Origin of the sequence: Mesomycoplasma ovipneumoniae, assembly GCF_038095975.1 — a bacterium.
Classification (GTDB): Bacteria; Bacillota_I; Bacilli_A; order Mycoplasmatales; family Metamycoplasmataceae; genus Mesomycoplasma; species Mesomycoplasma ovipneumoniae_C.
Genome location: NZ_CP146003.1, coordinates 234,217 through 252,945, shown reverse-complemented (window position 1 = coordinate 252,945; position 18,729 = coordinate 234,217). Strand labels below are relative to the sequence as shown.

The following is an 18,729-nucleotide window of genomic DNA, read 5'->3' as shown; positions in this document are numbered from 1 at the left end:
TTAATCCTTTTTAGATTTAAGTTGTGGAAATAAAATAACTGACCGAATGGATTCATTATTTGTTAATAACATCACAAGACGATCTATCCCAATTCCGCAGCCTGCCGCTGGAGGCATTCCATACTCAAGAGCTTGAATAAATTCGTGGTCAACTTCTGAAGCTTCTTGATTTCCTTTTTCTTTTTCGTTAATTTGTGCTTGAAAGCGACCTAATTGATCAATAGGATCATTCAACTCATCAAACATATTTGCAAATTCTTTTGTAGCAATAAAGAGTTCTGCTCTAAGCGTAAAATTGCGATTATTAGGATCAGATTTTGCTAAGGGTGAAATTTCAATGGGATGACCGGTAATAAAAGTCGGATTTATTAAAGTAGGTTCAACAAATTTTTCAAAAAATTCGTTGATTAAATGACCTTTTGTAAAAAATGGTTCAATTTTTATATTGTGTTTTTTAGCTTCCTCAACTAAAGCTGAAAAATCTGCATTTTTAAGGTCAAAATTCATTTTTTCCGAAGTTATTTGGACCATATCATACCGTGCAAATTTTTGTGAAAAATCAATTTTATTATCTCCATATCAGTGTTCTGATTGATTTAATCCGAGTTCTTCAAACAAAAAGCGAATTAAATTTTCAGTTTGATTCATTATCTTGTTTAAATCTGAATAAGCTTGGTAAAATTCAATTGAGGTAAATTCGGGATTATGAGTTGTATCAAAACCTTCATTACGAAAAATTTTCCCAATTTCATAAACAGCATCGATTCCGCCAACTAATAATTTTTTTAGCGGTAATTCAGTTGCAATTCGTAGGTAAAAATTTTGACTTAATGAATTATAAAATGTTATAAACGGTTTAGCCGAAGCACCACCTAAAACTGGTTGCAAAACAGGGGTGTCAACTTCTAAAAATCCTTGTGAGTCAAAAAACTTGCGAATTAAGGAGATGATTTTGCTTCTAATAATAAAAGTTTGTCTTGATTTTTCATTTACTAATAAATCCAAATAGCGCTTACGATATTTATCATCAGCATTTTCAATTCCATAATATTGATCAGGTAATGGGTGGAGTGATTTTACTAAAATTGAAAAAGTTTCTGCTTTAAGACTTATTTGATTTGTTTTGGTTTTAAATAAATATCCAGAAATTTCAACTATGTCGCCAAGGTCTAAATTTGAAAAAGTAAACTGATTTTGTGTTTGAAAATCTTTGTTTGCATACACTTGAAATTCTAATGATTGACTATAAATAATGAAAAATGGGGAACGTTGGCGAATAAGACGACCTGCAAAAGCGACTTTAATCTGATTTTCAACAAAAAAATCATGACTTTTATCTTGATATTGTTTAATTATTTCACCCAAATTATCATGCAAGAAAATTGATTTTGGATAATTAAATCCTTTGGACTGTAAATTTTTAAGTTTTTCAAGGCGAAATTGTTGTTGGTCGTTTAATTTTGACATAGTCTTATTCCTTAAAACGTCAATTTAATTCTGAAACTATTTTCAGTATTTCTAAATTTTAAATAAAAATGAAAAAAATTTTAATTAGTCTTGTTTTGGGGTAGTGTCTGAATTTTCTTCTGAATTTTCTTCAGGGTTTTGTTCTGAATTTTGTTCAAGGTTTTCTTGTGAACTTTGATCTAAATTCTGTTCAAGGTTTTCTTGTGATTCTTGTTCAAAAATTTGTTCAGAAATTTGTTCAGGATTTTCTTCTGATTTTTGTTCAAGGTTTTCGCCTGAATTTTGTTCAGAATTTTTCGCTGAATTTTGTTGAGGATTTTCTTCTAAATTATCTTCAGGATCTGGATCTACTGATAAAAGTTCATCCAAAATATCAGAAGGTTTTACAGCGGTGGTTTGAACTGGGTCTGATTTTGGAAGCGGTTCAAGAGTTTCGGCTAATTGTTGAATTTCTTCATAAACAATTGTTTCTTTTTCTAATAAAGTATCCTTAATTAATTCAAGTAAATCTAAATTATTTTTAATTGTTTCAGAAGCTTGTTTGTAAGCATTAGAAATAATTTGGCGAATTTCAATATCAATTTCGTGACCAACTTTTGAAGAAAATGATGTATTTTTTATATAATCTCTTCCTAAAAATGGCGATGATTGATCTTGTTCATACTGAATTGGGCCAAGCGATGACATTCCAAGTTCGGTAACCATTTTACGGGCAATTTTTGTAGCTTTTTCAATATCATTACCAGCACCAGTAGAAATTTCTTGTTCACCATATTTTATTTCTTCAGCTGCTCGACCACCCATAAATGCCGCAATTGTTGCTAAAAGTTCTGATTTTGTACTGTTATATTTTTCTTCTTCAGGAAGCATTAAATTATAACCACCGGTATTTCCACGAGGAACAATTGTAATTTTTTGAACTTTTACCCCGGATCTTAATTTTAAACCAACAACGGCATGTCCAGCTTCATGATAAGCAACCATTATTCTTTCTTTTTCAGTTATTACCCGATTTTTCTTGGCAGGTCCACCAATTACTCGGTCAATTGCCTCGTCAATTTGCTCACTTGTGATAACTTGTGTTTTTTCACGAACTGATAAAAGTGTTGCTTCATTTATAACATTTTCTAATTGGGCCCCTGAAAATCCAGGAGTTCTTCTAGCAATATTTGCAAGTGTGATATTTTTAGAAATTCTTTTACCTTTTGCATGCAATCTTAAAATTTCTTCACGTTCTCTAACGTCAGGAAGTCCAACAATTATTGAACGGTCAAAACGACCCGGACGTAAAAGGGCTGGATCAAGAACGTCAGTTCTATTTGTCGCTGCTATTACTAAAAGCCCGGTATTTTCAACCATACCGTCCATTTCAACTAGAAGTTGATTTAGTGTTTGCTCTCTTTCGTCATTACCCCCACCAATTCCTGAACCACGGGAGCGTCCAATTGCATCAAGCTCATCAATAAAAATTATCGCCGGAGAATCATTTCGTGCATCTCTAAATAATTCACGTACTCTTTTTGCTCCAACTCCAACATATAGTTCCACAAAATTAGATGCAGAAATGAAGAAAAAAGGCACATTTGCTTCACCAGCAGTAGCTTTTGCAAGTAATGTTTTTCCAGTTCCCGGAGGACCTCCTAGCAAAATTCCACGCGGAATTTTTGCACCAGCGCTAGAATAACGACCAGGATTTTTTAAGTAGTCGATAAATTCAGAAATTTCTTCTTTAGCTTCAACATTTCCTGCAACATCTGAGTATTTTTTATCAGATTTAATACGGATTGCTTGATTTTTTCCGGGATTGAAAAAACCTGCACCTCCTTGAGAATTTTTGTTCGCACGATAAACAAAAAAACCAATTATTAAAAATGGTATAACTATTGGGAGAAGTGAGAGAATATATTGAACAAATGTTGTAGATGGTCTATCAGCTGAAGTAAAAGAAGGCAAATAGACATTATCTTGGGGTCTTTGTGCGCCGACTAAATCGTAAAGTTCATTAAGAAGGGCTTTATTTCCATCTGTAAGATTTGTATAATTTGAGGGGGCTGTTTTAACTGAAAGTGAAACTAATTCTGAATATGTTGTAATATTTGAATTTTGCAGTTGATTTTTAATCAAGGGGCTAAGTTCAGCAGCACCAGATTGGAATTTTGTAATAACAGCAGGATTTGCTATTACAGAATAAGCAATTATTTTACCATCAGTAGCTTCAACTACACGAATTCGATAAGCATTAATATCAAAAATAATTGAGTAAAAGAAATTACCATCGGTTGTGTTTTTGGCATTTTTAACTAACTGTTCTTCGAAATGAGATAAACTTTTAACAGTAAGGTTGGGTTGCAATTGAGTATATATAAGATAAGTAATCCCCCCTAAAAGTATAATCAAAAGAACAATTCAACCGACCGATGGTTTCTTTTTTTGTTTTACTTGCATGATTTTCCTTTCTAGTTCAACAAATCTTACTAAATTTTACTAGATTTTGCGTATATTTTTAGTTTTTTTTTAATTATATAGTTATTTTTTTTTATTAAAAACGATCCGTTGGGTGCTTTTGAACTAATAAAGTCAATTATTGAATTGATTTTTCCCTTTGATAATTTAATATTGTCAAAATTTTGGTGCAAATATAAAAAGATAATTTCTGGTTTTTTTCGAATTTTTTGGAAAAAATAAGCATGATATTCTGTTTTTTTCCACTTTTCAAGAGTTTTATAATTTTTTTTTAGTTCTATTAATTTAAAAAAATTTGCAATGAAATGAACAGAAAAAGTAAAAAATAAAGAAAAAGTGCTTAATTTTTGCAATTTAAAGCGAATTGCGTTCCTTCTATATTTGTCTGTAAAATTTGAATCATCATCAAGATAAGGGATTTTTCTTTTTTTACAACTTTTAAGAATTCTTTTTTTTGCGTAAAAATACAAAAGTGGTCTTGAGATTTGCATTCCAAAAAGGAAATTTTGCCCGCGGATTCCTCAAAATGTTACTAACTTTTTTTGCTCTTTTTGCAAAAAAATTGTCTCAACAAAATCATTTCAGTGATGAGCCACAAGTAATTTTGTGCATTTAAAATGTTTATAAACTCGGTAAAAAAACTCGTAACGAACCTTTCTTAAATTTGCTTGCAAATTTCCCGAAACAGAAAAACTATCAAAGGATAAAATTTTAAGCATTAAATTATATTTTTGGCAAAATTTTGAAACTAATAAAGTTTCAAAAATGGCCTGTGGCCTCAAATTATAATTGACATGAACAACAATTATATCTTTATTTTTATATTTGTCAAGTAAAAACATTGAATCAGAGCCGCCAGAAACTGCAATTAAAAATCTTTCTTTAGACCTTGTTTTTGTTAGCATTAAATTTTTGAACCGTAGTCATAAAACTATTTGATAAATAAAAAATAAGAATGTCAGCGGCTTGATCAACAACTTGTTTAACTTTAATTTTGTCTTGATTTTCAAAAGGACTAAGCACGTATTCCTTAGAATTTTCGGCCCGCGAAATACCAATTTTTAGTCTTTTTATATCTTTAGTACCACATTTTTCAATAATATTTTCCATTCCTCGCTGGCCACCTGCACTTCCTGTTGCTCTAATTAGTGCCTGGCCAATTTCAAAATTCATATCATCATAGACGATTATCACATCAAGAATGTTAATTTTGTAAAATTGGACTAATTCAAAGACAAAATCACCTGATTTATTCATGTATGTTGTTGGTTTTGCAAGAATAAAATCACTTGTTTTACAAAAAACACCATTTTCAGTTTTTTGATCAAAGGTCAGTCCGAGTTTTTCAGCTAATAAATCAAGAACTCAAAATCCAACATTATGTTTTGTTTGAGCGTATTTTTCACCTGGATTACCAAGTCCAACAATTAGTTTCATCTTAATTTACCTTTGATTTTATAGCTTTTTTTGCTTTATTTTTTAATTCAGGAACTCTAATTGCTTCGTTATCACTAAGTTCCTCAATTATATCATCATAATCAGTTTCAGGCGAGAAATTATTGAAAAAAGTAAAAGGATCAATTGGCTTGTCTTCAAAAATGAACTTGTTTGTGTCAAAAAATTCACTAATTTGCATCTCTAAAAGTTCAATAGTCTGGTCGTCAAATTCAACAAAGGTTTTTGTAGTTTCTCAAGTATTTCTGTCAATTTCAAAAGCAAGAATATTTTTTTTCTCATCAAAAACAACAGAAAAAATTCTTAAATCTTCAAATTCAGTATAAAAAAGTGAATACAGTTTTTCATAACCCGGATTTGTTGAATTAGAAATTTCTTTTGCGATTATTACTCGCTGTGGGTCTGAAAGGTTTATTGGTTCTTGGGTTAAAGTTTTTTTATTTTTCATATCCATTTTGTGTTTGTAAAAATCTTTCAAGTATAATTTGAGCTGCTAATTTGTCAATAATTTTTTGTCGCTTTTTAAAGGACAAGCCTGAGTCAATTAAAATTGAGTTTGCTTCCTTGGAAGAAAGTCGCTCATCTTGGAAAAAAAGCTGTATTTTATAGTGTTTTTTTATTAATTGAGCAAATTCTTCAACCATAATTGTTCTTGGCGAAATTTTACCTGATAAAGTCAAAGGATAACCTAAAACAAGAGTAGAAACGGAATATTGATCCAATCAAAAACCAATTCGCGCAATAACTCTTGCAAAATCATACCTATTAAAATTATATTGCTCAAGGGGCAAAGAAATTTTCCAATCTGAATCAGAAATTGCAAAGCCGCAAGACTTAACCCCTAAATCAAGCGCTAAAACTCTGGGTCTAATGCTCATAAAAGCTTAATTATATCGTCTTTTATAGGTTTTTTCTTGATTTTTGCCTGCGCTATTTTAGAATTTCCACCTCCTGCACCATCGTAAATTTCCATAATTTTTTCAAGAATAACATTTGATTCTAAGTTAAAAGATGCAACTGTAATTAAATAATTTTCATCTTCGAGATTTGCAGCTAAAATAAATGTAGATTTTGGGTTTTTTTGTCTAAAAGTAGCTGCTGATTGTTTTAGATTTTTGGAATTAAATTCCAAATCAATGTAGAACTTATTTTGATTAATGTCAACAAAATTTTCTGAATTTAATTCTAATGATTGAGAAATATCTTGATTTTTTAGGATTTTTTTGTATTTTTCTTTGAGCTCTTCTTCAATTTTTGTCAAGTGCTCAAATTCTAAATCTAAATCAGTAAAACTTGGAAAATCAAAGGTAAAATCTTGACTAATTTTTGCAATTTTATTAACTAATGAACTAATTTGAAACTTTAAAAGTTCAATATTTTGCTTTAAAAACTCAACATTTTTGGCAAAAGAGCTAACCGCACGAATCCGGTAAATTCCTGAACCCTTAGTTTGGTAGGATAAAATTGTGAATTTTTCTAATAATTTAGTGTTTTGAATGTGAGTTCCACCACATAAATCTGTTGTAATTCCAGGAAAAACTACAAGCCGAAGTGCATTAGGATCCATGTATTCTGATTCTTCTAATGTCATAATTGCATTTAGTTTTTGGGCTTTTTCTAGGTTTGTGACTAAATATTCACGCTGAACTTGTTTACTTATATATGAATTTACACGATTTTCAACAGATTTTATTTGTTCTTTTGAAGGTTTTTGAGCACAAGGAAAGTCAAAAGTCAGTCGTTCTTCATTATTATCAGAACCAAGTTGCTTAATTTGAGGACCAAATTCTGCCCGAAGTGAAGCAAATAAAAGGTGAGTTGCTGAGTGATTTCGCTCTAAATTCAAACGGTTGTCTGAATTTAACTCTAAAATTACCGGTAAATTTTTTGACAGTTTACCTTCAAAAACATGGACATTATTTAAAAATTTATCTTTAAAAACGTCAATAATTTCAATTTTTTTGTTGCCTTGAATTATATAACCCTGATCATGTTTTTGACCACCGGCTGTTGCATAAAATGGAGTTTTTTCAAAAATTACATATGAAATTTCGCCTTCAGAAGTTTGGTCAATTTCATTAAATTGATTTGCTAAAAAAGCAATTTTTGTTTCAGTTTTGTGAAATTCATAACCTATAAATTCTGAAATTTGTGACTTAACTTGATTTAAAGAATCAATAACTTTTCCCATGCCTTTTTTAATATTTGCACGGGAAATTTGAGCGTGTTTTTCGTGATATTCTTCTAATGATTTAAGGTCAAAACTGATATTTTTTTCTTGAAGAATTTCCTGAGTTAGTTCAGGAGGAAATCCGTAAGTAACAAAAAGTTTAAAAACAATTTCTGGTGAAATTTGGCCTTCAGTTTTTTTTATCTCATTTTCTAAAAGTTCATGGCCGATTTCAAGAGTTTTTATAAAATTTTTTTCTTCATGATAAATCACGGACTCAATTTTTTCAATATCAAAATTAGCATTCAGCGTTTTAGCGACAATTGGAACCAATTTGTGTAAAAACTCTTCTGAAATTCCTAATTTTTTCCCGTTTCAATAAGCTCTTCTAATTAAACGCCTAATTATATAGCCTCGGTGTAAATTTGATGGCATAACTCCATCATTTACTGCGGCACTTATTGCGCGAATGTGGTCAGCAATTAGTCTAAAACTTTTATTGATTTGGGCTTGTTTTGCATCTTTTTTAAAATAATTTTCAATATCGTATTTAAAATTAGTGTACTTTTGGATTTCTGCAATAATTGGCAAAAATAAATCTGTATCATAATTAGTTGGACCATTTTGCAAAATTGAGACGATTCTTTCAAAACCTGCACCAGTATCGATATTTTTTGACATTAAAGGCGAATAATTTTGTTCTCCGTCGTTATTAAATTCTGAAAAAACAATGTTTCAAATTTCGATAAAACGGTCATTTTCGATGTCATTTCTTATTAATTCATCGCCACGAGCATCAAATTTTTCACCACGGTCAAAATAAATTTCGGTACACGGACCACAAGGACCTTGACCTAAGTCTCAAAAATTAGTTTTTTTACCGCCGGGAATAAGTCTATTTTCAGGAAAACCTAAACTTTTCCATTTATTTAAAGTCTCAAAATCACTATCATAATATGTTATATAAAGTTTTTCAGGGTCTAATTCTAACCATTTAGTCAAAAATTCAAAGGCAAAATCAATTGCTTCAAGTTTAAAATAGTCGCCAATTGAAAAATTTCCTAGCATTTCAAACAAAGTGTGATGCCTTGAGGTTTGGCCAACATTTTCAATATCATTAGTTCTTAGTGCTTTTTGCGAATTAACAAGTCGTTTTGAAGGTGGAATTTTTTTACCAATAAAATAATCTTTTAACGCCGCAACTCCTGAATTAATTCAAAGAAGTGAATCATCATTTTGGGGAACAAGCGGTTTAGATTCTATAAGAAGATGATTTTTTTGCTGAAAAAAATCAAATCAAAGTTGACGAACTTCATTAGCTGATAATTTTTTCATTTGTTTTATCCTTATAATAATAATTTTACTTAATTTTTAGGATTTGTAAAATTTTATATTAAAATTTTATCTATGTTCCGTTTTTTTGTTAGTGAAAAACAAGAAAATTTTTTCATTCTTGATGATTTAAATTTAAATCATATTAAAGTTGTGCGAATTAAAAACGAAAATTTTATTTGTGTTTTCAAAGGTGAATTTTACCTTACAAAATTAGTTCAAAATTCAAACAAAGCTGAAATTATTGAAAAACTTGAATTAAATAATGAACCTAAAAACAAGGTTATTTTAGCACTTGCAATTCTAAAGACAAAATCTTTTGAATTTGCAATTCAAAAAGCTGTTGAAATTGGCGTCAGCGAAATTTGACCGTTTTTTAGTAAAAATGTAAGTCAAAAATTAGAGGGAGATTTAAGAAAAAAACTAAAAAGATGAGAGCAAATTTGCCTCCACAGTGCACAACAGAGTTTTCGAAATTTGATTCCAAAAATAAATTTACCTGTAAATTACAGTGATATTTTGAAAAACTCTGTTAATTTTAGTCAAAAATTAATCGCCTTTGAAGGTGAGAAAAACCAAACAAAAATAGACCAGTCAGGAAGCGATACAATTATAATAATCGGTCCTGAGGGCGGTTTTGATAAGTCAGAAATAGATTTAGCCCAAAAATTTGATTTTAAAGTTGTGTCTTTAGGCAAAAGAATTTTACGCTCTGAAACAGCAGCAATTTTTTTATTAAGTAAGTGCATAAATGATTAACTTTTTAGTAAAAAAGTGCAAAAATCCCCGAAATTTAGTAGTTTTTCCTAAAATTTCGAAGATTTTTTATTTTATTCCTTATTTTTTTAATTGTAACTTAATTTTAATAAAAAATTGAAAAATATTGTATAATTTAATAAAATTAAATTTAATTTTTTTACTCCCAAAAAAACACTAAAATAGGAGATTTTATGAAAATAATATCAATCGGAACTAACCATGCCGGAACTTCGTTTTTAAGAACCCTAAAAACTATTTACCCACAAGCAGAACTTGTCTCATATGATAGAAATACAGACATTTCGTTTTTAGGTTGCGGAATTGCACTTTGAGTTTCTGATGAATTTAGCGATCCATCTGGACTTTTTTATTCAAGTCCTGAACAATTAAAATCAATGGGAATCGATGTTCATTTACAGCATGATGTTCTCGAAATTGACCGTAAAAATAAAGTTATTACTGTTAAAAATTTAGTTAGTGGCGAAATTTTTAAAGACAGCTATGATAAATTAGTTTTTGCCGGCGGAACTTGGCCGATTATTCCACCTTTTGAGGGAATTGATCTTGAAAATATTTTAGTTTCAAAAACATTTACTCACGCAAAAGAAATTAAAGCAAAAGCAGTTGATCCAACAATTAAAAATGTAATTATTATCGGTGGTGGTTACATTGGTATTGAATTACTTGAAGCTTTTCACAAATATGGCAAAAAAACAACACTAATTGACATGCAAGATAGAATTATCCCTAATTATTTTGATAAGGAATTTACTCAAAAAATTGAGGATAAAATTGTTGAGGAAGGTATTAATTTACAATTTAATCAAAAAGTTGTTCGTTTTATTGCTGATGAAAGTGGAAAAAAAGTTGCTTTTGTTGAGACAGATAAAGGTAAATATGCTGCTGATCTTGTAATTTTAGCTATCGGATTTGCACCAAATACTAAAATTTTAACAGACGTTGAAAAAACTGCTAATGGTGCAGTTAAAGTTGACCAATTCCAGCGTTGCCTAAGTGATGAAAATCTTTATGTAATTGGTGATTCAGCTTCAATGGTTCACAATGTAACTAAACAACACGCTCACATTGCACTTGCAACAAATGCCGTAAAATCAGGAATAGTTGCTGCTTTCCACATCGCAGGACGTGAAGATATTCCTTTCCCAGGTTATGTTGGAACAAATGCAATTTCCGTTTTTGGATTTAATTATGCCTCAACTGGATATTGTGAAAATGCTTGTCCAAAAATGGGCTTAGATAATGTTGGTGTTGAATATCTTGAGGACTGAGATCGGCCAGAATTTATGCAAAATAAATCAAAAGTATGAATCAAAATCGCTTATGACAAAGAAAGTCTAAAATTAATTGGGGCACAAATTGGTTCATATGGAAAAGAATATAATCACACTGAAGTAATTTATTTCCTTTCACTAGCAATTCAAAAAGGTCTAAAATTACCTGAAATTGCTCTTTCAGATTTCTACTTCTTACCTCACTATAATAAGCCATTTAACTTTGTAATCCAAGTAATTTTAAATGCGCTAGGGCTAAAATATAATAAAAAATAAAATTTTTAGCTCAAAAATTTAACTAAAAAAACCAGCTTTGCCTGGTTTTTTTAGTTTTGCAAGTTTACCAGTTTGATAAGCTAATCTTAAAAAGTGTCGTGATTTATAGACTTTTTTAACTTTTTCGGAAAAAGTTAATTACATATTTTCCTGAGTTTGACCGGTTTTTTTATTTTTTAAAATTCAAGGCAAATTTTAGAACTAAAGTTTTTTCATAAGCAAGATTGACTGTCGTTTTTCAATAATATTTTGACTAAATTGTAATTTAGAATTAAAAATAACATCAAAATCTTCAAAATCATAGTCATAAGAATTGGCTGAAAAATTATGAATCACCTTAATAATTTCATTTTTAATTTGGATGCTAAAAATAATTAAGCCTTTTTTATTGTCAACAGTCTCAAATTTTATCGAATCACAAATTGTTTGATTATCTGGCAATCTGAAAAACTGGGTTTTTAGGCGAAATTCGTTAATTTTTGCTAAAAAATTAAAAATTTTAGTTTTAATTTCGCTAATTTCAAGAAGGCTAAAATCAAGACCATTTGTAAAATCGGTAGTTTTGTTTGAATAAAAATCAAGAAATTTATGAGCCTGATATGGAAAAGGTGGTTTTGTTGCATTTAAATTAAGTTGACAATTCGAATAACTTGCGCCGGAAAAATCGCACGCTTTTGAAAAGGCAAATTCAGTTCCTGAACTCAAAAGAACTTTTCCTTGAACAAATAAAGTCATCATTAATGCTTGACGATAAGTTTCGATAAAGGCGTTTTTTGTCAGTCCTGAGGCACTTGTTAAAATTTTGTCAGCTAAAGTAGGACCATCATATGAAGTTATATAAGAAACATTTATACTAATATCGTTTGCAAAAAGGTCATCTCTTCTAGCTGAGTGATAAAAATCGCCAAAATCAAAGTCAAAAATCCCACCTGGAATCAGTGAGACATATGAGGCAAATTTTGAACTATTTTTTGACAAAATTAGACCTTTATCACCAGGAACATTAGATCCGCGAATAACATTTGGAAGTCCATAATTTAAATAAGCAAAATTAAAATTATTAGAACGACTAGTTTTTTCAGTTCGATTTTTGTGTTGTAAATCAGTTTTTTTACAAAACTTACCAAACAAGATAATGTTAGGATTTATTTTTTTCAGTTCGATGCTTATAATTTCGAGTGATTTTTTATCAAAATATGAGGCTGCATCAAAGCGAAATCCATCAACTTTATAGTATTTAACAAAAAAAATGAGTGAGTCTAAAATTAGTCTAAATGCCATTGGCTTTTGCGAGTCAAGAGGCGGAAATTGGGAAGGGAAAGATAAGGCCTCATCGCGATAAAAATAGCCACGGGCAACATCATCTAAAATAGATTTGCGAAAAGTTTGACTAAAAGCAACATCAAGAATAATTCCAATATTTTTTTTATGAGCTGAGTCAATAAATGCTTTAAATTCTTTTATTTTTAAATACGGATCTACTGGATTTGACGAGTAACTTGAATTAATTGAAAAAAAACCAAGTGGATCATAGCCCCAATTATAGTTTGTAAAACGACCTTTTCCTTGACCTTTTTTAAGAATTGAAATATTTTTTTGACTAAAAGTATAACAAGAATGAACTGGTAATAATTGTAAAAAATTAAAATTTAAACTTGACAAATAATCAAAAATTTTCTGATCTAGATCCCCAAGAAAAGTACCTGGATTTGCTATGTTTGAATTTTTTGAACTAAAATCGCGAATATTTAATTCATAAATTAGTGCATTATTCAGCGGATTTTTGCTTTGAAATGATAATTCTGAAGGACTTTCACCAGCCTGAGGTGAATAAATATCAATTAAATAACTTTTTGGAACTTCATTTTTAGTTCAATCAAAAGGACAAATACTATAAGAATAAGGATCCAGTGCTTCGGTTATTGTTGAATCACGGTGTTCAATTAATAAATTATAAAGATATCCGTGAAATTTTTCATCAATTTCACAAAATCAGACATCAGATCGCTTTGTCATTGCGATTATTTCGGTTGGATTTGTGTCTTGAAAATTTTCATAAATTGCAAAGTGAACCCGCGTTGCATCAGGTGATCATAAATAAAATTCAAAACGGTTTGAATTAAAAATTAAGCCTAGCGGTCCTCAATATGATTCCCCGCGCGAATTTTTTCTAATTAAAGCAGTATCATAATTTATAAACATATTTACTATAAAAACCCAAAAAAGTGCTAAAATAAACGATAAATCTAGAAGTTGTTATAATACTTATGTTGAAAAAATAGCAAAACTTCTATAAATGTGCTAAAAAAACATATTTTTTAATTATAACATAATAGCTAAAAATCATTTACTTTTAATTTTTTATTTTAAAAAAATTTTAAAAGTTGTATAATTATTTTAACCTTTATAAAATTAACATTTCAATAAAAGGTTGTCCTTGTGACGACTTTTTTGTTTTAAACCTAAGAAACTATTGAAAACATTGAAGAAAAAGGAGAAAATTTGAATTTAATACAAAGGTTAAAAGATGAATTTAATGATATTTTGTCAATTAATTTTGTTTTAGAAGACGGTCTGAACTATTTAAGAGTTGTTACAAATTATAATTCACTTGATCAAGTTGAAGCGATTTCTAAAAAAATTTCTGAATTTATTGATAAAATTGAATCTAGTGAAAATAATTTTATTTTAGAAGTGCTTTCAAGAGGACAGGATTGCCAAGATGAATAGAAAAAGAGAAAAAGTTACTAAAATTAACCCAAGAGACAATGCAAAATTAATTGTTCAATCAATTAAGGAGGTTGCTAAAAACAGCGAACTATCGCTGGATAGAGTTGTTGACATTTTCCAAGAAGCTATTGAATTTGTTATATCACGAAAAATTGACCCTGATGCGCATATTTTGATTGAAGCTAATCTGGAAGATTCAAATTTTAAAGTTTTTAATACAAACGGAATTGTTGTTGAAGATACTTATTTTGATGAGCTGACAAATGAAGAAAAAATTAATGAATCTATTTCATTTATTTTAGTTTCTGATGCAAAAAAGGTTAACGAAAATGCCCGTGTTGACGACATTTTTTCAATTGAACTTGACCTTACAGCTTTTGAGCAATGACTCTTTACAGCAATTATGCACACTTTTAAACAAAAAATTTCTGAAATTGTCCGTAATAATGTTTTTAATAAATACTCTTTATTAAAAAATCAAGTTGTTTCTGCGACAATCACAAACAAAATTTCAGCTGGTTATATTTTTGAAATTGATGATGACAAAGTTTCTGCTTTTATGCCAAGTCATTATGCAACTGGAAATAATTTAAAAATTGGTTCACGTCATGAAGTTGTTATTGAAAATGTAACTAAAAATACAAAACAGTCACAAGTGGTTGTTTCATCAAAATCAGTTCAACTTGTTAAGAAAAAAATAATTGATGCAATTCCTGAATTACAATCTAAATATCTTGAAATAGCTTCAATAGCGCGAATTCCTGGTGAAAAATGTAAAGTTGCAATCCGAAAAACTGACGATGCCGAAGCAAGTGATATTTCCGAAATTGGCTCAGTTGTTGGTGAGACCGGTTCAAGAATTTTTGCAATTAGTCAAGAACTTGATGGCGAAAAAATTGAAGTTATTAAATATGATGACAATATAATTCAATTTATTGTAAATGCAATGTCACCTTCAAAAGTTATTTGCGTAAAAGAGTTCAAAATAAGTCATAAATTACGGCGTTTTACCGTGGTTGTGCCTGATTTTCAACATAGCCTTGCTATTGGAAAAAACGGTTCAAATGTAAAATTAACAGCCGATTTAACTCGTAGTCAACTTCAAATTTTGCCTTATTCTGCAGTTCTAAAAGACAATAATTTCCAAATTGAATGAAACGGAAATGTTAAGGATCATCAAGAGCTAATCGATCTCAAAAACGAATATATGCAACGTCAGCAAAATCGCGCTTATCAAAATCAAAATAAGTGAAATTCATATAGTCGACCTAGCAATAGTTTTGACTCAATTTTGCAGCAATTTGAATCTGATATTCTCGAACTTGAAAAACCTTATGGGGTTGAGAATGAATTTATCCCTAGAAGTAAGCTAAAATCTGCTAAAACTCAGCCAGAAGTTGCTAAACCAGCTAGTCCTGTAAAACAACCAGCAACTAAAAATCGACCTTCAGCTAAAGTCGGCAATAAACAAGAAAATAAACCAAATTACTCAAATTATCAATCGGATTCAGAAGAAAAATCATACTCTTTTTCAAATGTAAGTCAAAAAAAATTTTTTGATGCCGATTCTTTGTTTGACTCAGCCCTTAATGAAGCAATTAGCGAAAATGAATTAATCGACAAACAACATTTAGAAGAAGAAGGCAAAAAACAAGAGCAAAAAACTCCAAAAGTACAAGTCAGTCCTCGAACCGAAGAAGACAATGAATCATATATCCAAAATGAAAAACAGATTAAAAATTTCAAATCAGATGATGATCTTGTAAAATACACCGGTGTTGATGATATTGATATTGACGATTTTGACTTTTAAGGTAAGAAAATGAAAAATCACACAAGAAAATGTATAGTTGATCAAAAAGTTTATCCTATAAATAATTTAATTAGGTTCACTTATATTAATCAGAAATTAATTATTGATAAGCATTTTGATAAAAAAATTGGTGGCAGGGGCGCTTACATTTTCAATGATTATGAAAAAATTCAATATGCGATTAAAAGAAAACTTTTTAATCGCGCTTTTAAAACAAATATTTCCGCTTTTGCTTACCAAAATTTAGCAATCGAGGTAGAAAACTTATGAAAAAACCGCAAAAAAGAATCTCAAATGTAGGCGAAATTAAGGCTCAACTAAAAACTGTTGAAACTAAAGTTCACAACGGAGTTTTCCTCTTTTCGGGAATAATGACAATTAGCGAACTTTCAGAAAAAATTAATGTCTCTGTTAATGAAATTATTACTTATTTTTTCAAACAGGCAAAAATGTATAATTTAAATCACAGTCTGTCTGAAGATGAAATTGCCGAAGTTTGTCTTGAATTTGGACTTGATTTTAAAAAAGAAGTCCAAATTGACGCATCAAATTTCATGGAAGAAGTAAGTATTAAAGACGAATCTGATCATCTCAGCCACCGCCCACCAATTATTACGGTTATGGGTCATGTCGATCACGGAAAAACAACACTTCTTGATTTTATTAGAAAAACTAATGTTGCAAAAAATGAGCGTGGCGGAATAACCCAACACACCGGTGCTTATCAAGTTACTTTTGAAGACCATATTATCAATTTTATTGACACTCCAGGTCATGAAGCCTTTACCCAAATGCGTGCTCGCGGGGCAAAAGTTACCGATATTATCGTCCTTGTTGTTGCCGCTGATGATGGGGTTATGCCTCAAACTAAAGAAGCTATCAGTCATGCTACTGCCGCAAATGTGCCTATTATTGTTTTTGTTAACAAAATGGACAAACCTAATAAAGACCTCGATCGGATCAAAAATGAACTTTCAGCATTAAATATTGTCACCGAAGAATGAGGAGGAAACAATATTTTTGTCTACGGTTCGGCGCTAACTGGTCAAGGAATTGATGAACTTTTTCGGTCTATTTTGCTAGTTGCTGAAATACTTGAGCTTAAGGCAAACAAAAATCGCTACCCAATTGGAACCGTTATTGAAGCAAAACTTCACCATAATAAGGGAACAATTGCAACTCTAATGGTGCAAAATGGAACTTTGATGGTTCGAGATTTCATTGTTGCTGGTTGTCAATACGGTCGAATTCGTTCACTTGAAGACACAAACGGTAAGCCAATTAAATTTGCGCCTCCGGGAACTCCAGTTATTGTCACAGGTCTAAATTATGTTCCTGAAGCTGGTGATAAATTTTTTGGTTTCCATGAGGAAAAATTCGCCAAACAACTTGCATTAGAAAGAAGACAATCAGAAAAGCTTTCAAAAACAAAAGCCCAAACTACACAACAAACAAAAGAAAAAACCTTAAATATTATAATAAAAGCTGACGTGACTGGAATCGCCCAAGCTTTGCACTCAACAATTGAACAACTTGCTTCAAAACATGTTCATATTCACATTTTACACTCAGGAGTTGGGATTATTAACAAAGCCGATATTTTGCTAGCCCAAACTTCAAATTCAACTATTTACACTTTTAACCTCCAAGTTCCACCAGCAATAAAAGCACAAGCCAAACAAGCACAAGTCGAAATTCGTGAGCACACTATTATATATAAAATAGTTGATGAAATTAAAAAACAAGTTAGAAGTATGCGTGAAATCAAATATGAACTTCAACATATTGGAACTGCCAAAATTATTGCTAAATTTTGATTTTCAAAAGTTGGTTCAATTGCCGGATGTAGTGTTGTTAGTGGAAAATTTGTTGAAAATTGCAAAATTGAATTGTGAAGAAATTCCAAATTAATTCACTCAGGAAAAATCGAATCACTTCAGCGCGATAAAAATCCTGTAAAAGAAGTAACAATTGGAAATGAATTTGGAACACACATCTACAAATTTGATGACATCGAAATCGGTGATGAACTTAGATCTTTTATTGAAGTTGAAATTGATAACTAAAGGAGAAAATTATGTCTGTTAGTCATGAAAAACGGCAAACTTATTATCACCAGTTGATTTCAAAAATTATCGACTCACATTTTTCTGAAAGAATGCCAATTGCTGTAAATTGAGTTCGACTTTCAGGTGATAATTCTCATCTTTTCATCTATTTAGAGTTTGAATATGATGAAGATAAGTTTCTAGGCGAAATTATTAAAGCTGAAAAATTTATCCGACTCAAATTTGGTAACCTTCTTGAAGGATTTAAGGTTCCAGAACTACACTTTAAACTTGATCCGGTTGCAAAACGTGTCGATGAAATGGACAAAATTTTTGCTAGAATCAAATCTCAAGATGAAAATGATGAAAAAAACTAACTATTTTAAATACGAATCTAATACCCGAGTTTCCCAGTTTCAAATAAAGTAAACTAAAAAAGCTAAAATTTTAACTTAAAAAGCAAAATCATTAAAAAATACAACTACTATTTAAACTCAATGCAAATAGAAAACTCGTTTTTACTTACATTGAGCCTAAAAAAATATGTGAAGTTTTGAAAGAGCCATAATTAAAAGCCATAAATTTATAGATTTTTAAACGGTTAAATTTATGGCATTCCATCATATTTAAAAATATAATGGAAAATTCGCATTTTCTGATTTTTTTATGCAAAAAACATCCTTGATTCCTCCTTAATTCAATATCAAATTTATTAATTATTCTTAAGTGATGCTAATTATAACATAACTTTATTTTTGACCAAGCATTTTTTTTTTTTTTTACAGAAGGTTAATTTCAAAACTATAAAAATTAAGATTTTAGCCTCAAAAAAGACGGATTTACCGGTATTTTTGCGTATTTATATCCACTAAAAACTGAATTTTTACCATCAAACTGTCAAACTCAAAACTACTATTTTAAAAA

Annotated in this window: 15 protein-coding genes; 7 read left to right on the top strand and 8 right to left on the bottom strand. The window is 30.0% G+C overall.

Features of this window, described 5'->3' with window-relative positions; genetic code table 4:
- The 7 genes from lysS to alaS form a co-directional block, all read right to left on the bottom strand.
- On the bottom strand, positions 1-1,467 hold the full coding sequence (lysS, locus tag V3255_RS00940) for a lysine--tRNA ligase (RefSeq protein WP_333503791.1): 1,467 nt from the start codon (positions 1,465-1,467) through the stop codon (positions 1-3).
- Positions 1,468-1,551: 84 nt separating this feature from the next.
- Entirely contained in the window at positions 1,552-3,912 is a 2,361-nt protein-coding gene (ftsH, locus tag V3255_RS00935) for an ATP-dependent zinc metalloprotease FtsH (protein WP_337902976.1), read from the bottom strand.
- A 29-nt stretch (positions 3,913-3,941) separates the two neighbouring features.
- On the bottom strand, positions 3,942-4,835 hold the full coding sequence (gene tilS, locus V3255_RS00930) for a tRNA lysidine(34) synthetase TilS (RefSeq protein ID WP_337902978.1): 894 nt from the start codon (positions 4,833-4,835) through the stop codon (positions 3,942-3,944).
- Positions 4,813-5,367 (bottom strand): aminoacyl-tRNA hydrolase, encoded by a 555-nt coding sequence (gene pth / locus V3255_RS00925; protein ID WP_333503794.1) that lies wholly within the window; start codon positions 5,365-5,367, stop codon positions 4,813-4,815. Before pth ends, tilS begins: the two co-directional genes overlap by 23 nt.
- Position 5,368: 1 nt before the next feature.
- A complete protein-coding gene (locus V3255_RS00920) occupies positions 5,369-5,833 on the bottom strand; it encodes a hypothetical protein (RefSeq protein WP_333503795.1) in 465 nt (154 codons plus the stop codon).
- Entirely contained in the window at positions 5,823-6,263 is a 441-nt protein-coding gene (ruvX, locus tag V3255_RS00915) for a Holliday junction resolvase RuvX (protein WP_303437878.1), read from the bottom strand. The genes V3255_RS00920 and ruvX overlap by 11 nt, the downstream gene beginning before the upstream one ends.
- Entirely contained in the window at positions 6,239-8,890 is a 2,652-nt protein-coding gene (gene alaS, locus V3255_RS00910; protein ID WP_333503796.1) for an alanine--tRNA ligase, read from the bottom strand. Before alaS ends, ruvX begins: the two co-directional genes overlap by 25 nt.
- Positions 8,891-8,962: 72 nt before the next feature.
- On the opposite strand from alaS, the gene V3255_RS00905 reads away from it, so the two are divergent.
- Positions 8,963-9,646 carry a 16S rRNA (uracil(1498)-N(3))-methyltransferase gene (locus V3255_RS00905; RefSeq protein WP_333503797.1) on the top strand — a complete coding sequence of 228 codons (684 nt, stop codon included), beginning with the start codon at positions 8,963-8,965 and terminating at the stop codon, positions 9,644-9,646.
- Positions 9,647-9,837: 191 nt separating this feature from the next.
- Complete coding sequence (locus V3255_RS00900) at positions 9,838-11,214, top strand: FAD-dependent oxidoreductase (RefSeq protein WP_333503798.1); 1,377 nt, start codon at positions 9,838-9,840, stop codon at positions 11,212-11,214.
- A 201-nt stretch (positions 11,215-11,415) separates the two neighbouring features.
- Here the strand turns inward: V3255_RS00900 and V3255_RS00895 are convergent, their stop codons facing one another.
- Positions 11,416-13,416 (bottom strand): pullulanase, encoded by a 2,001-nt coding sequence (locus V3255_RS00895; RefSeq protein ID WP_341516277.1) that lies wholly within the window; start codon positions 13,414-13,416, stop codon positions 11,416-11,418.
- A 300-nt stretch (positions 13,417-13,716) separates the two neighbouring features.
- Between V3255_RS00895 and V3255_RS00890 the strand changes: the two genes are divergently transcribed.
- Genes V3255_RS00890 through V3255_RS00870 form a run of 5 tightly spaced genes read left to right on the top strand, consistent with a single transcriptional unit; the run spans position 13,717 to position 18,182 of the window.
- Entirely contained in the window at positions 13,717-13,944 is a 228-nt protein-coding gene (locus V3255_RS00890) for a hypothetical protein (protein ID WP_044284445.1), read from the top strand.
- The gene (nusA, locus tag V3255_RS00885; RefSeq protein ID WP_333503800.1) at positions 13,937-15,757 is read left to right on the top strand and encodes a transcription termination/antitermination protein NusA; all 1,821 of its coding nucleotides are present in this window, start codon (positions 13,937-13,939) and stop codon (positions 15,755-15,757) included. Before V3255_RS00890 ends, nusA begins: the two co-directional genes overlap by 8 nt.
- A gap of 9 nt (positions 15,758-15,766) precedes the next feature.
- Entirely contained in the window at positions 15,767-16,057 is a 291-nt protein-coding gene (locus tag V3255_RS00880) for a YlxR family protein (protein ID WP_044284434.1), read from the top strand.
- Entirely contained in the window at positions 16,024-17,823 is a 1,800-nt protein-coding gene (gene infB, locus V3255_RS00875; protein ID WP_318050998.1) for a translation initiation factor IF-2, read from the top strand. The genes V3255_RS00880 and infB overlap by 34 nt, the downstream gene beginning before the upstream one ends.
- Before the next feature lie 11 nt (positions 17,824-17,834).
- A complete protein-coding gene (locus tag V3255_RS00870; RefSeq protein ID WP_044285845.1) occupies positions 17,835-18,182 on the top strand; it encodes a ribosome-binding factor A in 348 nt (115 codons plus the stop codon).
- Positions 18,183-18,729: the final 547 nt, after the last annotated feature.